The following is a 20,307-nucleotide window of genomic DNA, read 5'->3' on the forward strand; positions in this document are numbered from 1 at the left end:
GATACGGACCTGCTTGCCGCCTATTTCGGATCGGAGGACAGTTTTTTGCCGGCGGACTGGACCGCTGGCTTGCTGGCACCTCTGCCGAGATTTGTCACTTTGCGCCAGGATTGACGAAGCTGTCGCCCACGTGTGCTCAGCAGCACGTAAGATAGAATGCCCAACGCGGCGAGCGCACCTCCTGCACCAATCGCAATGTGGGTTGCGATGAACTTGGTTGGTTCGGCGGAAGCTGCCGCTGGCACAACGGAGACCTCATGCTGAGCCCGCTCAACCGGCACGAACACGACGGCCACCTTGTCGTACGATAGACCTTCGATGCTGTTGGCGACGAGCATCTTGATCTGCGGCAGCAAGGCTGAGAGCTTCGCGTTGGAGGCGTGTCGAATGAAAACCGACGCCGAGGACGGGGTTGCATCCTGTCGCAAAAGATCATTCTTCGGCAGAACGACATGAACACGGGCGGAGAGAACCCCATCGATATCGTTGATCGTGCGCGACAATTCTTCACTGAGAGCATAGACGTAGCGGGCTCGCTCCTCAACCGGAGAGGCAACGAGGCCCGCCCCCTTGAACACCTCACCAAGGCTCTTGAAGGATTGGCGCGGCAAGCCCTGGTCATTCAGCAGCTCGATTGAGTAGGCGAGCTGCTTTTCTTCCACCTGAATTGTGCTGGTCCCATCCTTACCGACGACACGGATGGCATCGACGCCCTTGCTCAGGAGCAGCCCAAGCATCTCGTTGGCTTCACGCTCCTGAACTTTGGTATACAGATCAGCTTTGCAACCGGCGAGGGTCAGCAAAAGCAGCAACAGGAAGAGAGCATGAAGCCGCTTTCTTGCGGGCCGGCCATTACCGATCTTGTCTTTCGTCAAGACAGCCAACGGCCCGCTCAGCCCGCCGATAGAAGCTTGTTCAGAGATGAACTGACAGCACCTGTCCCCTTGGAGAGGAGCGAAACCTGGATGACGCCGTTGTAAACATCCCGCAGATTCGCCAGCGCCGAGTCGAAATGATCCGCATCTTCAGGTTTGCCCGCTGGATGTACCTCGACTTGCTGCACACGCAAGACCGGTTGCGCGGCCGGCCCAAGCTGGAGACTCTTGGTAGGATCAGGCTCGCCGACGAGCGTCGGCGAAACTGCGCCCGACGGAAGTGGTTTGCCCTGGTGAATAGCAGAAATGCTCTGAAGGACGCGATCGCCGAGCGGGCTCGCCGGCGTGACTGCGCGCTGCGCTTCCGGCAGCGATGGAGCTGGCGCGCGCTCAGGCACAGAAGAGGCGACACCTTGGTTCGAGGCCGCCTGCGCAAGACTCTCGTCAAACTTGGCGAGTGCCGGCGAACAGCCGTTGGAGGCACACTCGACGGAGTTGGCAGAGATCGACGTAACGCCAAACAACATGGAGGAAATCATTTCAGTCACGTGGTGAGATGAGCCGTTCGTTCACACGAATGGGCCGCACCTTAGAGAAGCAAGCTGACCAAAAACTGACGAGCATCTGTCATCTAATGATCACGGTTAGCTTCCAATTTGGGACGAAGTATCGGCTTCCAAATTGGGACGAATTTCGGTGCTTGTTCTCAAGTGTAAAAAAGCAGGAATGCTCATTTCATCCACAAGGCTGCACATCTTGAAGAAAGTTCTCTATGCTGGTGCTTTCATTTGCTTGGGCGTCGTCGAGGCGCTCGGCGCTACCCTGGCGCTGCCATCGACGCCTTATAGTTACACAGTTCTGGATCAGGACCTCGCGGCCGCACTGCAGGAATTCGGCAACAACCTAAATATCAGAGTCAATGTCAGCACCGGCGTGAAGGGGCGGATTCGCGGGCGAATGCCGGATCTCCCACCGCGAGAGTTCCTCGAACGGTTGATCAATCTCTATAATCTTCAATGGTACTACGATGGGCTGGTGCTCTACGTATCCGATGCGCATGAGGCGCAAAGCCGTCTTTTGGTCTTGAGTCCAATCAGCTTTGATGCGTTCAAGGCGGCACTCGATGCGCTCAACATCTCCGATGAGCGTTACATCGTGAGACCCGTACCGGGAGATGGCCTCGTCTTCGCCTCTGGTCCACCCCGCTTTGTCGCGCTTGTGGAGCAAACAATAAAAGGACTCGCGGCGGAGGCACAGGCACGGCGAAACTCGAGCGGTGCCGAAAAGCCGCCGCACGAGTCGGTTTTGATGCTATTTCGGGGATCCTCCAGCGTGGTCATTCGCGAAGGACGACCGAATGACGCTCCTTCGCCGGAGGCACCACATCAAGACGGCGTGGTCCACACACCCGATGCAGGTAAGAAATGACGTGATGACAACAGATGGCCTAGGAAGAGATGCAATGCGTCTGCTTATGCCCTCTGTGAGCTTTTCGAAAGCTACTGCTGCCATTGTCAGAGCGCGGATGTGTGGATGGCCGATGCCGCAGGGTGGCGTAATCAACGTCCAGGCCGGAGCCACGGATGCGACTCAGAATTCTGGCCAGCAGCATCGGTGAGTGCTTTGCCACTTTAGCGCCTCATGCGAGCTTTTGAACAACACCACGAAGTCCGTCATGCAAATGAGCTTCGTCGCACGAGAATGAAAGCCACTCCGTTGTCCAAAAGGAGGAGCAGGATGGACTTCAACGCGCTAAGCCCGGCGGACAACAGCCCAGCGTCCCACTCGTGCTCGTCGCCCGCCGGTCTAAGGGAGTTTGAGCGTGAACTAATGGCATTGCATGAAATACCCGAATACAGCCAGGACCTAATTTGGCAGGAACTCGGAGCCAGATCATCGCGTGTCGAGCCATCATTGAGCGGCGGCGAGCGGTCCAATTCCCAACAGCCGATCGCTCAACACCGCGCGGACGCCTCCGATTTCGGCAACGACCTTGTTTGGCAAGATCTTGAGCCTTGGCTCATGCGGGCCGGGTCACCTCACGCTGGACCGTCTCAAGCTGGGCCCACGTTGCCCGCAGGGGTTGCTCCGCCGGAAATTGGAGATTTCGCCATGGCGAGCGGTCGTCGCGCCAAGGACGACTGGGTCTTCACTGGCCAAACAGCTACGCCCGCTCAGATCGAAATGCTGAGAAGCCGCGATCTCATACCTACCAGGGGTGTCCGGACAACAACGTTCACCATCCTGGGTGTGCCTCACACGGCGGAATGGCGAGAAGAAGGTTTTATTCGTCTCACACCGTCGCTGGACCCTTCCCTTTGGCCTGTAGGTTCGAGCGAACACTCGCCAAGCGGCTAAGCATGATGACATGAAGAATGCCAAGCGCAGCTGAGCTTCGATCTGCTCGGGGCAATACGGTCCGCAGCATCTACGCAAGCGCCAACATTCTCGTTGGGCGCAGGCGCGAGGTCGCTACGCGTGGGTGATTTCACCATAAGATGCTGCGGAGACCTGCGACGTTGTTGCACGAATCAGCGCACGTGACCATCCGCAGAGCGGCAGACTCGGCTTCGTTAATTCGGCCTAGTTGGCCCGGAGGCGAGCGATCGAGCATAACAAGCAAGCCGATTCCGATATCGAGAACCCATCACCGCCTCTCACACCATCATTGCGCGTCCCGTTGTGAAACCTCTGAGCGCCGTCAGCTTTTGGAAAGCTAATCGAACCTACCATATGGCGTGAATATCTAGACGGCGATGTGCCTATAGATTGTAGCGGAACTGAGCGCTGGGGGCGCACTGAGCAATCGGAAGCAAGTGGTAGGAGCCATCGAAGCCTATCGACATTTCTTGCTCGTTGTTCGTCGCGATTCTCGGGCTGCGCCACATGACCGGCTTGTGGTGCGATCTCAAATCAGAGGACGTATAATGTCAGTCAACAACCTATCGCTAACCGCCAGCTCGACTTTGTCCGGCCTGGCCCCCGGACCCTCATCGGCGCGGGATCTTTCAAACTTCGAGGCGATGCTGGCTAGTTTCTCGTTGAAAGACAATGCCGATGACCATTCCACACCACAGGATCCGGCGGCTGCAGACTCAGCCAAGCAGCTGACGGAGGAACTCACGCAGGAGGTGCGGAACATCCTCCCGCCGGAGATCAAGGCCGCACTGGACGCATGTCAGCAGGCCCCAGAGCCATCCTCCGCGGAGTCCTCCTCCGCTGCGAGCGCCCCGAAGATTGCAGAGGCACCCGTACAAAGCTCCAGGATCACGTGGAACAGCGGCACGCTGACTGATGCCGAGCTGCAGATTGTGTCGGTGCTGAACCGACACAAAGATAAATGCCCGCTGGATTGGAAATCTCTTGGAGATTTGGCCAACGATCCCTCCACACCGCCGGATCTAAAGGCGGCGATCGAGGCCTTGCAACGGGACCCAGAGCTCTTCTATGCGATAGGCTCGCAAGGTGACGGCCGCTGCGGCGGGAAGATCAAAGCAGGTGATCTCTCCGGCTTCTCCGATCACCACCCTCAGGTTGCTGCTTTCCAGGAGCAGCGGGCAAAGAGCTATACGCAAAACTATATCCCTTCCGACGGCACCCGGAATGGCGGTCCATCGGTTATGACCCAGACCGATGCATTGCGCGAGCTCTATCGCTATGCCGACAACCTGCCTAAGAACCTGAGCCTTGCGGATTTCAAGCGGATCGTCGACGGCGAAGCTAAAACCGGCAAATGCCCGCCACAGGTCCTCGCGGCCGCTCAATACTTCCTCGACCACCCGGATGAATGGAAGCAGTTGTACGGTGGCTCGATAGACAAGGTCCACAAAGAGGACTTCCTGCAGGTTGCTTCATCATCGATGAATCTCACGCAAGCCGAGCTCGATACGCTCAATACGATCAGTAAGAACCAAAACGCTTTCTTCGGGAAGGGTGACCTGACCCGGGAAAAGCTGGCGAGCATGGTCGACGATAAGAGCCTCGCGCCCGAGGTGCGAAAGGCGGCCTCCCAGCTGCTCTCCGATCCTGTGTTGTTTGGGTTGATGAACAACGCGATTACGGGCTACAAAACCCACCACAAGTTCTTCGACTTCGGCGGCGGCCATACGGTCGATTCCGGCAACATCAGCAACAGCGACTTCAACCAGTTCTTCAACAACATGTCGGGTGCGAACCGCACCGTTCACCAAGTGAAGACGCATGCCGTCCGAACGCCTGCCGAGCAGGACGCGGTCGCGGACATGACGATGGGCATGGCAGACCAGCCCGACATCAAGTCTCCCAAAAAGAACGGTGGTGCCTTCATGCACGCACTTGATGACGTGCTCAAAGTTGGCTCTAAGGTAATCGACTGGGCCGCGACAGCAGTCGGTGTACTTGGCTTCATTCCAGGCTTGGGTGAATTGGCCGATCTGGCGTCAATGGTGCTCGAAGCCGAGGCGCAAGCTGCAAATCTTCTTCACACTGCCATCAGTGGCGGCAACATAAAGCAAGCGCTGGAAGAAGCCGGGCTGAGCCTTGCGGCACAGGCGGTGGGCTGCATCGCCGGACCTGAGGTCAAATTAGCAATGCGAGAAGGCTTGGTGAAGCAGGCAATTCAAGAAGCCGCGACGGCCGGCATCAACCTGCCGGTTTCGGTGGCCCAGTCCTACGCGGAGGATTATCTGAATAACCTGAAGGCTCGCATCGAGTCCGAGCGCTTGCAAGCTGCAGGCGCTAACGCCTAGTCGGAGCGACGCTATCTTCTCAGGATCACGCTGGAAACGCTAATCGAGCTAGCGCGGCCTCCGCGCGGTTGGGCCTCTCTGCCGAGCAGTAGGTCGCGCAAGCTCTACCAGCATACTTGAGACCGCCCCGACTCCGAGGAACTTATTTCGGCTCTTCACTGCGTACAAACTATGTTGGCCGCACTCGATTGCCCGAATCCGACCTCAAGCCCAGTCTGCCGCTGTGAAGTTCCATCGACTGCATACCCCGCCTGTCAAGAGCGCGATGCATTAACACTACGCGACAGACCGGCAGCCGCGGAGCCTGCCTGTTGCGCGAGATCGAGAGCACATTGGTCCAGAGCGGTAGAAGTCGAAGGGCTCTTTTGGGTCGCGATTGACGGATCTGCTATGGGCCCGCCAGGACCGAGGGACCGCTCTTGGCCGCTGAATCGGCCGTCACTCTGGTTTTCCGCCTCGCTCCCGGCCAGGTCAAGCTCCATGCCGCTTCGCCTGACCGCAAGCAAATTGTCGAAAGAGCTCGGAGGCATCGCAAGGGACGTGAGCCCGAGATTGCAGCACGTCGGCCTCAAAACGTTTTTATTAGTGGCGGCTTTGATATTTCGCCTATTGAAGCTTTCGAAACGATGAGCAACGTGCTCACCCGATCAAGCTCCACAAACGATTGTTTGTCTTAACGATCTGATCTCCAGCTTTCGCGAGTAACTTGTTCAAATACGGTCGGCTGGTGAAGACGTTTAATGATGATCGACCAGCGGCTCATTGCATTTTCTACGACTCGTCAGCTTGTCGAAAGCTAATACTTGCATAGTGGAGGGCGGAAACTGCCTCCATTGGCACGATTGAATTGACATAGGAGAACCCGATGCGCGTTACGAGTTCTAGCGCCGCTGGGCACGTTGATGCTGACCTGCATGCGGCTGGCGGCAAAAACGGCGGCAAAAAAGAATCTCACAAGCCTGGCGAGCGCGACGATCATGCCCGATCGCCTGATGCAAACATTCCCGTAAACGGCGGCGCGTCCACTCCGGGCGACAACTCGCAAGAAGCCGCTATGCAGCAAGCGTTCAGCGTCGCCCTGGGAGCCGTTGCTCTCCAATTTGCGAATAGTGCAATGAGCCATTTCGACGACGTCATGGCCGAGACAGAGGAGGATTCCTGACGCCGCATGTTGCGACGTTAGGAAATAGGAGCCGCAGGTCGCGGCGCAATTCGAGCACACAGGAGAATAGTATGACTAAAAATGTTGGGGCGTCTCATACCTCGACTGCAGGTGGGGCAGCCGGCACCGCTACTGCTGCAGCCGCTTCCACGGCTGCTGAAGCTGCTGGAGAGGCGGCATTCCAACGGCAAATCGCCGCTCTGACTTTGACCAGCACAAAAGCTGCTGAGAGGGATGTGGAACTTCGCGTCGTCTCGACCGAGCTCTCGACCGTCAAGAAAGCGGCCGATGAGCGGGTGCAGTAAGGGATGAGATGGGGCGACGTCGCCGCCCCACTTTCCCCGGCTGCTTAGTCTGTGAAGTCGCAACGGGCCGTACGGTTTTGCCGTACGGTTCCGTTCGCTGTTCAGGAAACCGACCGTGAACGAACCAAATTGCCCGCATTTCGAAGTGTTGTCGGGCTGTTACTCCGGGCTGACAAGTAAAGTGGGGGTCGGATCGTGTCTGATTGGCAGCAGCCTCGATGCTGACTTAATCTTCGTCGAACAAGGCCTCGAACCGCACCATCTTCGTGTCACCCCCCATTCCAATTCAATCGAGATCGAGGCCCTTGCGAGGGACGTTAGGATCGAGGGGCACGAGACTGTTTTACCGAACGAGTCCATTGTTGTCCCTCTTCCTGTCGTTTTGCATGCCGGGGCGATGTCCATTCGCTGGACGATCGAGGACTACAAACAAGCTGGCTCCATCGACCGCCGGCCTATATCGCTCGCCTTTCTCGCTTTGGTCCTGATTAGCTCTGCCGCGGCTGGCGCAGTCTCATCCAGTTTTGTCCAGACCGACACCACTGTGGCGTCAAGTCCGTCGTCCCCTGCTACGGACATTGCACCCAAGCTGGCGCTCACCGCTCCTGATGCTCTGGCCACCGATGCAGCTGCCGAGCGGCTGCAAGAGGAAATTGACAGAGCGGGCCTTGTCGGCATCAAGGTCGGTTCTGGGGCGGGCGTTGTCACCGCCGACGGCACCGTGACGCCCGCCTCGCTCGCCACATGGCGAGACGTCCAGCAGCGGTTTGATCACAATAGCAATGGCGCTTATACGCTCGTCAATGCGGTGGCTATCAAGAATGAGAAGACGCCTCCCGCAATTGGGGTCCAAGCTGTTTGGCGCGGGAGCGCCCCCTATATTGTCATTGCTGGTCAAAAGTATTTCGTCGGCGCGCTCTTGAGCAATGGATGGACCGTCTACGGGATCGAGGAAGGGCGTGTTCTGCTGAGCCGGGATGGCCGGCTTGCCACTCTATCCTATTAGCGTTTTAGGCCGTAGGTAAGGAAGCAAAGTGCCATGACTAGGCTGCCCCCGAATCCCGTCGAGCCCGGCACCTCTTTTCAGGAGCCAAACGTTGATCATCATGCATCTGCCATTACGCCGGTCAATTCTCGAACCAAGTCCATCGGGATTGACCGGACGCGCGGCAATGATGACAAGAGCCACACCTCGATTTCTCGTCATAGTGACGTGCTGGATCGGTTGGTGGACGCCACGATCGAGAGCGCGCTCGAGCTCAGTTCGATCGATGCAGTTTCGCGCATCAATTTCGACGAGGCGCGCGCCCCGCCAGGTCAGATCGAGCCAGGCTCGGATCTCGCTTGGCTTAATGAGCCAAATCTCGCGCACAGTCTGCTCTCCTTCGTGACGCCGCGCTTACGTCATTCGCATGTTCTGCGTCCTGAGCAACACGGCCTTCTTCTGGAGCGTTTGGCTGATACGCTATCAGCCGCGCCAGAGGATTTGGTGCCACGTGAAGGAGCCGCCCTTCTGCAACTGGAACTGCAACGTTTAATCCTGCTCCGGCAGAGTCACAACGGCTTGATCAAAGGCTAGCGATGGTCGGGCCAGACAAAGTGCAACACTTCACATCTACACAGCCGCCAATCGTTTCCGAAGCCGGCGCTGTCGACCTGATCTCCGGGCCGGAGCGAGATTTGCTCTGCGTGCTTTCTTATGTCTACCTTGCGTGCGGACAGAGCGCCAAGAGCCTGGCACTGTTGCGGCTGGTCGCTCACGAACAGTCTCAAGACATCGGCCTGCTCCGCATCCTGGCCTACGCTCTCATCTCGGAGCGTCGCGGTGACGAAGCACTGTCGGTATTGGACAGGCTGGACAAACTGGATGACGAGCCGTCTTCGTGTCCGCCCTTGATGCTGATGCGCAGCCACGCCCTGCGTCACGCTGGCCGCATCACCGAAGCGCAAGCCGTCTTCAAACGCTATGTTTTGTTGCGGGGCAGCACAGCTGCAATCAAACAACAATAAGGCTTCTCATGGCCAACCTTCTACGAAATCTCATCACGCGCGCGCCGGCTCACCCGGATTTGATGGTCGCGTTGATGCTTCTTCTGGCGATCGGAATGATGATCATGCCGATCCCGATCGTCGTGATCGACATGCTGATCGGCTTCAATCTGGGGTTTGCCATATTGCTGTTGATGGTAGCCCTGTATCTCAACACGCCGCTCGACTTTTCGTCCCTGCCGGGCGTCATCCTGATCTCCACCGTCTTTCGTCTCGCTCTTACCGTTGCAACGACGCGACTGATCCTAGCCGAGGGCGATGCCGGCAGCATCATCCATACGTTCGGCGATTTCGTCATATCCGGCAACATCGCCGTCGGCATTGTCATATTCCTGATCGTGACCATGGTGCAGTTCATGGTTCTCGCCAAGGGCGCCGAACGGGTGGCGGAGGTATCGGCGCGCTTCACGCTCGATGCGCTGCCGGGCAAGCAGATGGCTATCGACGCGGAGCTGCGCAACGGCCATATCGATCAGCACGAAGCCCGCAGCCGGCGCGGCGCGCTGGAGCGAGAAAGCCAACTGCACGGCGCGATGGACGGCGCCATGAAATTCGTGAAGGGCGATGCCATAGCCGGACTAATAGTCATCTGCATCAACATGCTGGGTGGCATCACGATCGGATCGCTCTCCAAGGGCATGTCCCTCGAGGAGGCGATGCATCAATACACCATCCTGACGATCGGTGATGCGCTCATTTCGCAAATTCCGGCCCTGCTGCTGTCAATTACAGCCGCAACCATTGTCACTCGTGTCAACGGTCCTTCCAGACTCAATCTCGGCGCCGATATCGTCAACCAACTTACGGCCAGCACACAAGCGCTACGCTTGGCCTCCTGTGTCTTGCTTGTGATGGGATTCGTTCCTGGCTTCCCTTTGCCCCCCTTTGTCATACTGGCCGCGCTGTTCTCCGCCGCCAGCTTTCTCAAGGTTGGCGTGCAAGAGGGCAAGACCGCTCCCAAGAGCAGCGCCGGTCCCACCGGTTCGGCTCCCGCTTCCGCACAAGGTCAGAAGCAAACCGTGCCCGCGGAGGCACTCCCGATTACGCTGTTGCTGGCGCCGAGCCTGATGCAGGCAATCGACGTAGGGGAACTCGAGCAGTGCGTCGCACGGGTTTCGGCACTGGTTTCAGCTGATCTTGGCATCACAATTCCACGCATTCCCGCCCAAAGCGCACAGCACCTGGCCCAATCGCAATTCCGGGTGGATGTCGAAGGAGTGCCGGTGGAAGAGGGCGCCATTGACCCGACACAACTCTTACTTAACGACGACGTGGCGAACATTGAATTGAGCGGGATCCCCTTTTGGCGGGACCCAGACACGAATCGGATCTGGATCGAACAAGGCCATGCGCCTGCTCTCAAAGCTGCCGGAATAGGGCACCACCGTCCGAGCGAAATCATCGCCTTGCGCGTCCAGTCGACGTTGACACGCTATGCACAGCGCCTGGTGGGCATTCAGGAAACGCGTCAGTTGCTTAGCCGGATGGAGCAGGAATATGCCGATCTGGTGAAGGAGGTGCTGCGCACGACACCGATCCCTCGCATCGCGGATGTCCTACGTCGCTTGCTGGACGAGGGCATCCCGATCCGGAACACCCGTTTGGTTCTGGAGGCGCTTGCAGAATGGAGCGAACGGGAGCAAAATGCCGTACTGCTCACCGAATATGTGCGCTCCGTTCTGAAGCGGCAGATCTGTCACCGCTATGCCAACGCCCATCGTGTTGTGGCGGCCTTTATCGTCGAGCGTGAGACCGAGGATATCGTGCGAGGTGCGGTGCGCGAGACCGCTGTCGGTCCCTACCTCGTTTTGGAGGATCGGCAAAGCGAGATGCTACTTTCACAATTTCGCCAGATCCATTCGAGCATCGCGCGCAGTCAGAACCAGCCAGTTATCCTGGGCTCGATGGATATCCGGCGCTTCGTCCGCGGCTTTCTCACCCGCAATGGAATAGACCTACCTGTTCTCTCGTATCAGGATCTCGCCTCGGATTTCACCGTCCAGCCGATTGGCTCCGTCAAACTTGCGCCTGGCAAGGACAAGACTCCTACAGGCGGGCATCGTGACCTCCTCCCTGCGGCTGGCTGACGAGCACAGGTGTGTGGTCGTGAGGTCGCTTATGAATTCATGTAAGATTAATGTTCTGCGGCGCTGGCGTAACTTTCGTCGCCATTCGTGCTCGGCCTTTCTCCCCATGCTTGTCATCGTGCTGCTCGCGGGTTGCGCTAACTCGCACAAGTCGGGTCTTTCACAGCAGCCGGCGTCCACGGCAGAGCTGGTTGGGGCCAAGGAGGTCGATCCAGCTATGCGCGAGCGCATCTCTCACGCCCTCGGTCAGGATGCTGACGAGAAGGCTTTGCGCGATGCGCTGAAGCAACGACCGGATAATGTCGATGCAGCGATTCCTCTTGCGCGGGGCCTGCTGATGCGTGAAAGCCCTGATGAGGCGCTTGAGGTGCTCGACAACATCTTGCTTGCAGCACCCGGCGACCTGCGCGCACTGAATGCCAAAGGTGTTGTGCTCGATCACGAGGGCCGCCATCACGAGGCGCAAACGCTATACCGCCAAGCGCTCGCAATTGACCCAGCAAATCCGATGTTGAGCAACAATCTCAAGCTGTCGCTCGCCCTTGAAGGGACGACGCAGAACGGCAATCCGGGCCCACAACTGCAAGCGGATGGCCGGCACGCACCGTACCGTTAGACGTAGCCAACGAACAAGAGCGGATCGCAGTTGCTCGGTGCCTCTCTGTCAGCTTACCGACAGCTAGCCGATTATCAGCCGCCGTGGAGGCTCAAGAGTTAAATTCCCGGCGAAGCGACAGTTCGTACAATGAAATCGGCATGTATAAACAGATCAGTAGACCAACCACACGCCAAGTGTATCCGCGACCGACCCACGAACAATGGGTCGTACTGAACCGATAGTCAAACGTTTCCAGGACATAGTCTCTACTAAGAATTCGGCGCCATCGAATTCTTCCTCCGGTCGATCTTGGATGGCAACCCTGCCGTACTCGCTTGTTTCCGAGCCGCCAGCGGTCGATATCTCAAAGTGTTCCGTCGAGCGCGATAAGTTTCCTGGACGAGATGACAGCACCTCGACGATAGATCTCAGGGTCACTCATCCGCTGGCCAACAACCCAGGCGATATCCTCCTGAAACGACAGCTCCGGCTCGATGGCGACGAACCGCTCGTCCTCTCTACACATTCAATCGCCCAGCGAAAGCTCGCGCAGCAGCGTTGGGTTTTGCTGAGGTAAGTGACTCGATGATCGCGCTTGATCTCGCCAAGCGGGGCAACAAGTGGAACAAGAACAAAGATGCCAAATGCGCGAGCAGGCAGCTTATATCTTTGCCGCAGCTGAAGACAGTAGCGCCAACGCCGGCATGATTTCACCAGGGCTGGCTTGCGCAACCGGATCACCTGGCCACCGTTCTCCCTCGTGAACCTTTCTTATTGTTCGATCGTAGATCTGCGAAGCGCCCGCTGCCGTCAACGAAAACATGCGGCCGAGGAACTAAAGTATCTCTCGAGCTCCGCGATCGCGCGTTCCTCCCACTCTGCAGCTTGCGCTAGTAATGAGTCCCGTTGGATTGGCCGAAATGCGGCGGACTGACGGCACAACGAAGCTATCGCGCGATAGCGGCGCACGTTTTCCATAACGGCCAGTCCGGTCATGTGTGGATCTCCTCCCCTGCTATCCCGGGCAAGAACTTGCTCGAAAACCGTTTTCGATCCGTTAGCGATCGGAGTGGAAGGCGTGAATGGTTGGCAGAATCTTGCCGGCATGAGAGGGCCGATAATGAACGTCTTCCACAAGGAGCACATCCACATAAAAGCCGGCTCGGCAGTGCTCCATCCGGGCGCTTCTGCACCCGTTGTCTCAGTTTATTGGTTGGATAGCGGAATGTAGAAATAGCTAACGGGAACGAGGCACGTCTCGGCTTGCAATCTCAATCAGATGACTGCGATCTGGCCTGTCTTTCGAATCCTCAAGAGTAATGAGCAATCCGTTTATTGGTGATTTGAAGGACGGAGAGGGCCGGTGCTTTGTCGGCATCCCCTTGCCTCCATAAACAGCAAACGGCACACAACTGTGACTTCCTCCGTCTCATCGAAACTAGCGAGACTGAGCAGTTGTTACCTCGCCGGTCGACAACCGAAGCGCTGCTTAGTGACAAATCCTCTTAATCTCGCAACCCTAGGCGATCTACGAGGTCGTGTAGGTAATCGCATAACCTTCCGTGGCTCGGTAGCGATGCGCTTGCGCGGCGGGAGTGCACAGGGATTCGCCGAGAATTAAGCGGAATCGAAGAAGGCCAGAGATACTCATCGATGCTCATCTCAAATAGTATCGCCGCAAGTGCCGAAAAGTAAAAGGCTATGGGAACGAGGCTAACGGCCGGGATCTCGCAGACTAACCACCCCTTGGTGCACATCCGATTGGGGCCCGGGCCTCCCATCCGATGCCACGTGTGACGCTAACTGTGCTTCAAAACGTGCCGCAGTCCTACCCCTCAACAGGCGGTGTCGTGGATCTGCTGAAACTATGGTGCCTTTCAGCATGGCGGCCCCGCCGGAGTCAGGTGAGGCCGTGTTGGACGGGCGACTAGGAATGACGAGTGTCCCTGGTTCTGCGGTCGTGTGTATCATGAAAGGCTACTGCGCCATTCAAGGGGAGGCGTCAGCCAGCCGAAAGGCCTTTGGGCATCAGCCTACCAAAACAAGGAGACGACGGCATCCTTTGTTTGTTTGTAGCATATGCTGTGCGACCGTACGGCTGACAACAGATGACAACAATGTTGCGCCGGAGCGCTTGCACCGTACGCGATTAGGGGCACTCGGATGATCACGCCGTTTCGACGGAACTGGAGTCCAAAAGAATTATTCGATGCTCTTACGCCAGCGATGTTCGCCGCCGAGCCGTCGGCTGTCCGTGCACGTTGGGACAAATTGTGGCCTGATCTGTACACGGAATATGACGCCCGTTATCTGAAACAAGAATTAGTGGCGCGACATCTTATTGCTTCCGATGAAGCCGCGGCGTTCTTCAACGCTTGGGCGATTGACGAAGAGCGCCACACCGACGGATTCATCCGAATCATTGAACTTGTGGCTGACGGATCGGAAAAGGATCTTCGGGCGAGATTGGAGGCGCGAACGCATGATTTTGGTCCGATCGTTGAACACCTGAAGGACGAATTCTCCCTAATGGTTATAATCGCGTTTGATGAGATGTGCACTTGCCGCGCCTATGCAGCAGAAAAGCCATTTTATGACGCCCTTGGGAACGACACGTTCCATCATTGGCTGCGGGAGGTTATTGCCGACGAGGCGGTCCACTCGATGAACGCCGTCAACGTTATCCGCGCACGCTATCGCGACCGCATCGACCAAGCCGCCACAATTCTCGATAACCTAATCCGTGCGGCCGATAATCTACGTTATTCAGGCACCTTCGTCCTCGACTACTTCGGCGCAGTGTACTCCAAGGAGCTGCTCGCCGATTCCCGCCTCGCGACCATGAGGAATATTGCCAAGCCACTCATCGTGTAGAGCGAGATGTGTAACAGCGAGCCTGCCGAAAGTTGCACCGCCGTCATATCGCCGCTCAATCCAACTTTCCTGCAAGTTTTCCATTCTATCAGTTGACGCCAAGTTGTCCTGACGCGTTGTGCGCAATGTCGTGTTCACGACATGTCGACGGTTCACCTCTGGCCAGAATAGTACGCGCCGGTTCTGTTTTGTGTCCAGTTGGCGTGTGCGCGGCCGTGAGTACGCCATTCGGCAATTGGTCCGGCCTTTGCTTTGCTGTTTGGCGACCACGTGCGGCTCCCCGCTTTGTCGGATTTGTCCGCCACAAACGTGGATCAGTATGGAACGAAAGGCGATGCCATGAAGAACCGGATTTCGGTCACCGCCAAGGCGGGAGGTACCGCCGCTAATGCCTCCGACTCGACGACGCCCACCGCGCCGGCGGTCAAGCACAGAACGGATGATAGCACTGACTTATACCTTCCTGAAGAGGGTAGCGTCTTTCCCGACACGATCAGATCAGATCGACCAGCTAGCTTCACGCTTCAGAACGGTTTGGAGGTGGTCGTGATCCCGGATCATCGCACACCCGTTGTGACTCAGATGATCTGGTATAAGGTCGGTTCCGCCGACGAGCCGCCTGGCAAATCGGGGCTTGCGCATTTCCTCGAACACCTGATGTTCAAGGGCACCTCCAAACATCCGGCGAATGAATTCTCCAAGGCCGTGCTCCGCGCCGGCGGCAATCAGAACGCCTTCACCGGATTCGACTACACCAGCTACTTCCAGAACGTGCCGCGCGAGCACCTCGGCAAGATGATGGAATTTGAATCCGACCGCATGACCGGTCTCATTCTCAAAGATGAGAGCGTGCTGTCCGAGCGCGACGTCGTGCTGGAGGAATTCAATAAGAGCGTCGCTAACCGTCCAGGTGAACGGCTCGCTGAGCAGATGATGGCGGCGCTTTACCTCAACCACCCCTACGGTCGCCCCATTATCGGGTGGCGCCAGGAAATCGAAAAGCTTACCCGAGAGGACGCGCTTATCTTCTACAAGCGCTTCTATGCACCGAACAACGCGATCCTGATTGTCGCTGGAGACGTCGCCCCCAAGGAAGTCCGCTCGATGGTGAAGGAGACGTTTGGCGCGATCCCCACGCAACCATCGATTCCCCTGGAACGCCTGCGGCCGCAGGAGCCGACGCCGGCGGCGCCGCGCACAGTGACGTTGGCCGATTCCCGCGTCGAGCAGCCAGCCCTGCACCGCTATTATCTCGTACCGTCGGCTCGCACCGCAGCCGCCGGCGAGGGTCCAGTGCTTGACGTGCTACAGCAGTTGATGGGCGGCGGCGTCAACTCATATCTCTATCGCTCGCTGGTGGTCGAAAAGCAGCTCGCGGTCACTGCCAGAGCGAGCTACCACTCTGCCGCGCTCGATCCCTCGCAATTCGCGATCTCTGCCATACCAAAACCTGGCGTCAAACTCAGCCAGATCGAGCGCTCCATCGACGAGGTAATCGCCGACGTTACGCGTAATCCCGCGAGCACCGAAGATCTCGATCGGGTCAAGACGCGGCTGATCGCGCAGATAACCTACGCCCAGGACAATCAGGAAATGCTCGCGCGCTGGTATGGCCGCGGCCTGACAACGGGACTATGCATCGACGATATTCGCGGCTGGCCGGACGGCATCCGCTCGGTCAGTGCACAGCAGGTGCACGAGGCCGTGCGGAAATGGCTCGACAAAAAACGATCGGTGACCGGCTATCTCATCAAAGAGTCTACGCCAAACTACGGGGAGACGCTCTAGTGATCTATCCTTGCACACGACGTGGGATCCTCCTCGGGGGAGCCTCGCTCCCAATCGCGATGCTCGCTTCGCCAAATTCGCTTGCGGCCACGAGGACGCTTGCGCGGACCGGGATCAAGCGCCTGGTTTCGTCTTGCGGCATAGAAGCCTGGTTCGTGCAGGATTCCACTGTCCCGTTGATCGCGATGGAATTTGCCTTCACCGGCGGCGCGACTCAGGACCCCCCTCAAAAACCTGGCGTAGGCCACATGGTTGCTGGCCTGCTCAAGGAAGGTTCCGGCGACCTAGACTTCAAGACCTTTCATGAGCGGCTCGACCGTCGCGCCATCGAGCTGGGTTTTCGCTCGACCCATGATCACTTCCGCGGTGCCTTGCGCACGCTCGAGGACAACGCGGACGAGGCCTTCGGACTTTTACGGATGGCGCTAACCTCGCCGCGTTTCGACGCGGCCGATGTCGAACGGATCCGTGCCACTGTGCTTGCGCGCCTTCGGCACAACTCGACCGATCCTTCGTCTCTGGCCCATCGCAAGTTCCTCGAAGTCGCCTTTAGCGATCATCCTTATGCTCGCCCAGCCGGAGGTTCGCTGGAAAGCGTGCCGAAGATCGAGGTAGCGGATCTCAAGGGCTATGTCCGACGCGTGATCGCAAAAGACACGCTCAAGATCGCGGTGGTCGGCGACGTCGATCCAGGGGTCCTCTGCAAACTGATCGACAAGTCCTTTGGCAGCCTGCCGACCAAAGCGGAAGTGACGCCCGTTCCCGAAGTCGTCGCAGCAAAGCCGCCGCAGCGGGTCTTTATTCCGCTCGACGTGCCGCAGACAGTTGTGACTTTTGGCGGTCCAGCCGTCCGTCGCAGCGAGCCCGATTTCATGGCCGCCTATGTCGTCAACCACATCCTCGGCGGTGCCGGCCTGACGTCGCGCCTGTTCCGCGAAATCCGCGAGAAGCGCGGACTGGCCTATTCGGTCCGTGAGAACCTGGTCTGGTTGGATCATTCAGCCATGTTTCTCGGCAATAGCGGCACCTACGTCGATCGTGCCGGCGAAACGGTCGAAGAAATCGAGAAGCAGGTCCGCCACATCGCCGAGGAAGGACCGACTCAGCAGGAACTCGATGATGCAAAGTCCTACCTGAAGGGCTCGCAAGTACTGGCTCTCAACACATCATCAAAGCTTGCGCGAACGCTGTTGCAGCATCAGCTTGACAAGCTGCCCATCGACTATTTCGAAAAGCACAACGCCGTGGTCGATGGGGTGACGTTGGAGGACGCCAAGAGAGCAGCGCAGCGGCTGTGGGGCGCGGGTCTGCTCACAATTATCATCGGCCGCTCCCCAAAGGACGCAGCGCAGCCGACCACCATGCCATCGGGGACCACACCCCCGCCAGGCGCCGAGCAGCTAGGCGCCGCCCCGACGGCGCCACCGAATTGACTTTCTAGCAGCCCAGGCGCTTAGCAAGCGCCTCCCTGTTGCGCGCAGAGTGCGTCTAGCCACCCGCCTTTAGCTCGCGGAGATATTCGATCATCGGGCAGTTACCACGCGGCCGCTCGAGTGCCGCTTTTGCTCAATCGCTTTGCCAAACAAGGCGGTAGTCCGGCTTGAAGTCTTCAGGTAGCGAATTGCAAAAATAGAGCTATCACCAAGAAAAACGGCCTCAGAGGGCGATACGCTGAGGCAGAGCTTCCACTGTGGTCGTGCCATTGGGGGAATGGCACAGACGTGGAAATAACCGCTTACCAAATGGCTTGTTCTTAATTCTTTTCATTTCCGGCCTGACCAGCAATCGCCGGATCGGAGCTCTTCGCGGCGGAAGGGGATCGCTACTTTCGGCGGCCTTCGGCGGCAGCAATGAGGTCGACACTTCCTGTTCTCCACGCCTGCCTCGATTGTTGCAGTAAGTATCCGCCTTAGTCGCATTCAGTTGTGCTCGAGTTGCTTTACCCTGGTCGGCTGGCGTTCGTACCGTGGCGCCAGCGGGATCGATGCCCCCTAGAGCGCAGCTCTAGGGGATGCCTAACAAGCTTCGGTAGTTGTCCCATGAAGGATATGAAGGTGAGCATGATGTAGCTTTACGCCGAGGCCGAGTATGCAGACCAATTATCTAAAGCGCGACCGACCAGAAGAAACGAGAACTGGACGCGCACCTCGCACCCCATTTCAGGCGGGCTTGCCTCAAATCGAAAGAGTGGTCAGAGTGGGCGCTTTAAAACGGTAATGTACACCGTCTGCCGCACCCAAGGAAGCGGCCCAGCGAGAGCGCACAGGCGCCAGACCATCGTTCATTCCCTGCAGATTCTTCTCGACCTGCACCACGTCGCCTCATCGGCGAACTCTGTGCCCAAGACAAAGATCGTCCCGATCGCTCGACGCCGACTTCTTTTGACGGAGCGTCCTCGATATCGCTTCGCCACCGCCGTCGGCCGGCGCGCCTCGCTCACCCTTCGATCTTGTTCTCCATGACACGATAGTCTCGCCTCGGCGCGAACAGATGTATGCTTGCTATTTGCGTCAGCATCAGCGCTCGCATATCTCGATATTCTTCGGCAGAGTGAGAGTTCGGTCGTTCAGGGTCATGTCTCAGTAATTGAGCAGCCACTTCGCTGTCTGCCGAAAAGACGACGATCTGATCCGGCAGACCTTTGATGATCTGCCAAACCATAGTCGGACCGCGTAGCACCGCCTCGATTGCGCTTCCACCGAGCTCGCAATCTGACGCTACGTAAGATTCGCTCGCTTCATGCCAATCTAGATAGCGGCAGCAATAGATGACCTCTGGCAATCGCCGATCACCACAGGCAGACCGTTGGTTCTTGGCGGCGCGCATTCCAGCCGCCCACAAACCTCACGTAGATCACCAGTACGAGTGATTTACTCCCCATTCTCGGCCTGCATCGTCGTTGCGATCCAAGGACGTCACTCGCTTGATGTTGAAAACATTCATCGGTTGCAGAGCTCTCGCATCGAAGATTCATTGCCCCTTCTTTCTGCCATGTTCGCACCCAAAGCAGAGACGCGCCGGTTGCGCACTTTGCGCGCGGCAATAGCGAGTGTCTCAGGAGATTTCCATGGTGAAGCCAGTTGTAATTGTGGTCGGTGCGGACAAGGGAGGAGTCGGCAAGACGACCGTATCACGAACGCTACTGGACTACTTCAGCGTCAACAATGTGCAAACACGCGCATTCGACACGGAGTCGCCGAGGGGAACGCTGAAGCGCTTTTATCCCGAGATCACCGAGATCGTTGACATGACGACGACGGCGGATCAGATGAAGATCTTCGATACCCTGAACTCAGGGCTGTCCGTCACTGTCATCGATGCTCGAGCAGGCTTACTGTCCTCTGCGCTGGCTTCCTTGCGCGACATCGGATTTCTGGACTCGGCGCGGTCTGGCCAGATTACGTTTGCCGTGTTCCATATCCTGGGATCATCCATCGCTTCGCTAGACGAGATCGCGGAAACCGCGACCTTCATGAGCGGCGCAAAGTACTACCTGGTCAAGAACTTCATCAACGACACTCAATTCTTCCAGTGGGATCAAGCGACATACAATTCCTATTTTCACCGCATCAAACATGCGACTGAGTTGGTCATACCGAAGCTTAACGAGATGGCCTATGAGCAGGTGGAAGTCGCATCCGTCCCATTCATAGACTTCGTCGCAAACAAGGGTCGCAACGATGAGCCCGCGAACAACTCCTTCGTGCTGCGCGGCTATGTCCGGCACTGGCTGGCAAATGTCTGGAGCGAATTTGATCGCATCAACTTGACGGAACTGGCCGGCGCCAAGTCCGCCACCCGGGCCGGCGAGAAGTAGTCGCATATTCGGCGAGCTCAGGTCG

General features: G+C 57.7%; 17 protein-coding genes. 13 read left to right on the forward strand and 4 right to left on the reverse strand.

What is annotated here, in order from left to right; genetic code table 11:
* Positions 1-20: 20 nt before the first annotated feature.
* Positions 21-875: a type III secretion system inner membrane ring lipoprotein SctJ gene (gene sctJ, locus AAE027_RS23425; RefSeq protein ID WP_245471109.1), complete on the reverse strand. Its 855-nt coding sequence runs from the start codon at positions 873-875 to the stop codon at positions 21-23.
* A 17-nt stretch (positions 876-892) separates the two neighbouring features.
* Entirely contained in the window at positions 893-1,414 is a 522-nt protein-coding gene (locus AAE027_RS23430; RefSeq protein WP_130212202.1) for a nodulation protein NolB, read from the reverse strand.
* A 187-nt stretch (positions 1,415-1,601) separates the two neighbouring features.
* Here AAE027_RS23430 and AAE027_RS23435 point away from each other — a divergent pair, with 187 nt between their 5' ends.
* The 9 genes from AAE027_RS23435 to AAE027_RS23475 all read left to right on the forward strand — a co-directional run bounded on the left by AAE027_RS23435 (position 1,602) and on the right by AAE027_RS23475 (position 11,821).
* Positions 1,602-2,303, forward strand: a complete 702-nt coding sequence (locus AAE027_RS23435; RefSeq protein ID WP_370988810.1) for a secretin N-terminal domain-containing protein — start codon at positions 1,602-1,604, stop codon at positions 2,301-2,303.
* Between the two features lie 1,499 nt (positions 2,304-3,802).
* On the forward strand, positions 3,803-5,602 hold the full coding sequence (locus AAE027_RS23440; RefSeq protein ID WP_370988728.1) for an HrpF/NolX family T3SS translocon protein: 1,800 nt from the start codon (positions 3,803-3,805) through the stop codon (positions 5,600-5,602).
* 865 nt (positions 5,603-6,467) lie between these two features.
* Positions 6,468-6,764: a hypothetical protein gene (locus tag AAE027_RS23445; RefSeq protein WP_370988727.1), complete on the forward strand. Its 297-nt coding sequence runs from the start codon at positions 6,468-6,470 to the stop codon at positions 6,762-6,764.
* A gap of 71 nt (positions 6,765-6,835) precedes the next feature.
* Entirely contained in the window at positions 6,836-7,069 is a 234-nt protein-coding gene (locus AAE027_RS23450) for a nodulation protein NopA (RefSeq protein ID WP_084674877.1), read from the forward strand.
* A gap of 115 nt (positions 7,070-7,184) precedes the next feature.
* Positions 7,185-8,075 (forward strand): SctD/MshK family protein, encoded by an 891-nt coding sequence (locus tag AAE027_RS23455; protein WP_370988726.1) that lies wholly within the window; start codon positions 7,185-7,187, stop codon positions 8,073-8,075.
* Positions 8,076-8,108: 33 nt separating this feature from the next.
* A complete protein-coding gene (locus tag AAE027_RS23460; protein ID WP_370988725.1) occupies positions 8,109-8,648 on the forward strand; it encodes a hypothetical protein in 540 nt (179 codons plus the stop codon).
* Positions 8,649-8,650: 2 nt separating this feature from the next.
* Positions 8,651-9,079 carry a type III secretion apparatus assembly chaperone SctY gene (sctY, locus tag AAE027_RS23465; RefSeq protein ID WP_479714245.1) on the forward strand — a complete coding sequence of 143 codons (429 nt, stop codon included), beginning with the start codon at positions 8,651-8,653 and terminating at the stop codon, positions 9,077-9,079.
* A gap of 8 nt (positions 9,080-9,087) precedes the next feature.
* Positions 9,088-11,205, forward strand: a complete 2,118-nt coding sequence (gene sctV / locus AAE027_RS23470) for a type III secretion system export apparatus subunit SctV (RefSeq protein WP_370988723.1) — start codon at positions 9,088-9,090, stop codon at positions 11,203-11,205.
* Between the two features lie 106 nt (positions 11,206-11,311).
* Positions 11,312-11,821, forward strand: coding sequence for a tetratricopeptide repeat protein (locus AAE027_RS23475; RefSeq protein WP_370988722.1), 510 nt, complete (start codon positions 11,312-11,314; stop codon positions 11,819-11,821).
* A gap of 792 nt (positions 11,822-12,613) precedes the next feature.
* On the opposite strand, the gene AAE027_RS23480 is transcribed toward AAE027_RS23475, so the two are convergent.
* Entirely contained in the window at positions 12,614-12,799 is a 186-nt protein-coding gene (locus AAE027_RS23480) for a hypothetical protein (protein WP_370988721.1), read from the reverse strand.
* A 1,167-nt stretch (positions 12,800-13,966) separates the two neighbouring features.
* On the opposite strand from AAE027_RS23480, the gene AAE027_RS23485 reads away from it, so the two are divergent.
* The 3 genes from AAE027_RS23485 to AAE027_RS23495 all read left to right on the forward strand — a co-directional run bounded on the left by AAE027_RS23485 (position 13,967) and on the right by AAE027_RS23495 (position 17,898).
* Complete coding sequence (locus tag AAE027_RS23485; RefSeq protein WP_370988720.1) at positions 13,967-14,677, forward strand: hypothetical protein; 711 nt, start codon at positions 13,967-13,969, stop codon at positions 14,675-14,677.
* 339 nt (positions 14,678-15,016) lie between these two features.
* A complete protein-coding gene (locus AAE027_RS23490; protein WP_370988719.1) occupies positions 15,017-16,465 on the forward strand; it encodes a M16 family metallopeptidase in 1,449 nt (482 codons plus the stop codon).
* A 59-nt stretch (positions 16,466-16,524) separates the two neighbouring features.
* Positions 16,525-17,898 (forward strand): M16 family metallopeptidase, encoded by a 1,374-nt coding sequence (locus AAE027_RS23495; RefSeq protein ID WP_370988718.1) that lies wholly within the window; start codon positions 16,525-16,527, stop codon positions 17,896-17,898.
* A 1,003-nt stretch (positions 17,899-18,901) separates the two neighbouring features.
* On the opposite strand, the gene AAE027_RS23500 is transcribed toward AAE027_RS23495, so the two are convergent.
* Complete coding sequence (locus tag AAE027_RS23500) at positions 18,902-19,291, reverse strand: hypothetical protein (RefSeq protein WP_370988717.1); 390 nt, start codon at positions 19,289-19,291, stop codon at positions 18,902-18,904.
* A 241-nt stretch (positions 19,292-19,532) separates the two neighbouring features.
* Here AAE027_RS23500 and AAE027_RS23505 point away from each other — a divergent pair, with 241 nt between their 5' ends.
* Entirely contained in the window at positions 19,533-20,282 is a 750-nt protein-coding gene (locus AAE027_RS23505) for a P-loop NTPase family protein (RefSeq protein WP_092302639.1), read from the forward strand.
* The last annotated feature ends 25 nt before the right edge of the window (positions 20,283-20,307 follow it).

The organism is Bradyrhizobium sp. DN3 (assembly GCF_041357655.1).
GTDB lineage: Bacteria > Pseudomonadota > Alphaproteobacteria > Rhizobiales > Xanthobacteraceae > Bradyrhizobium.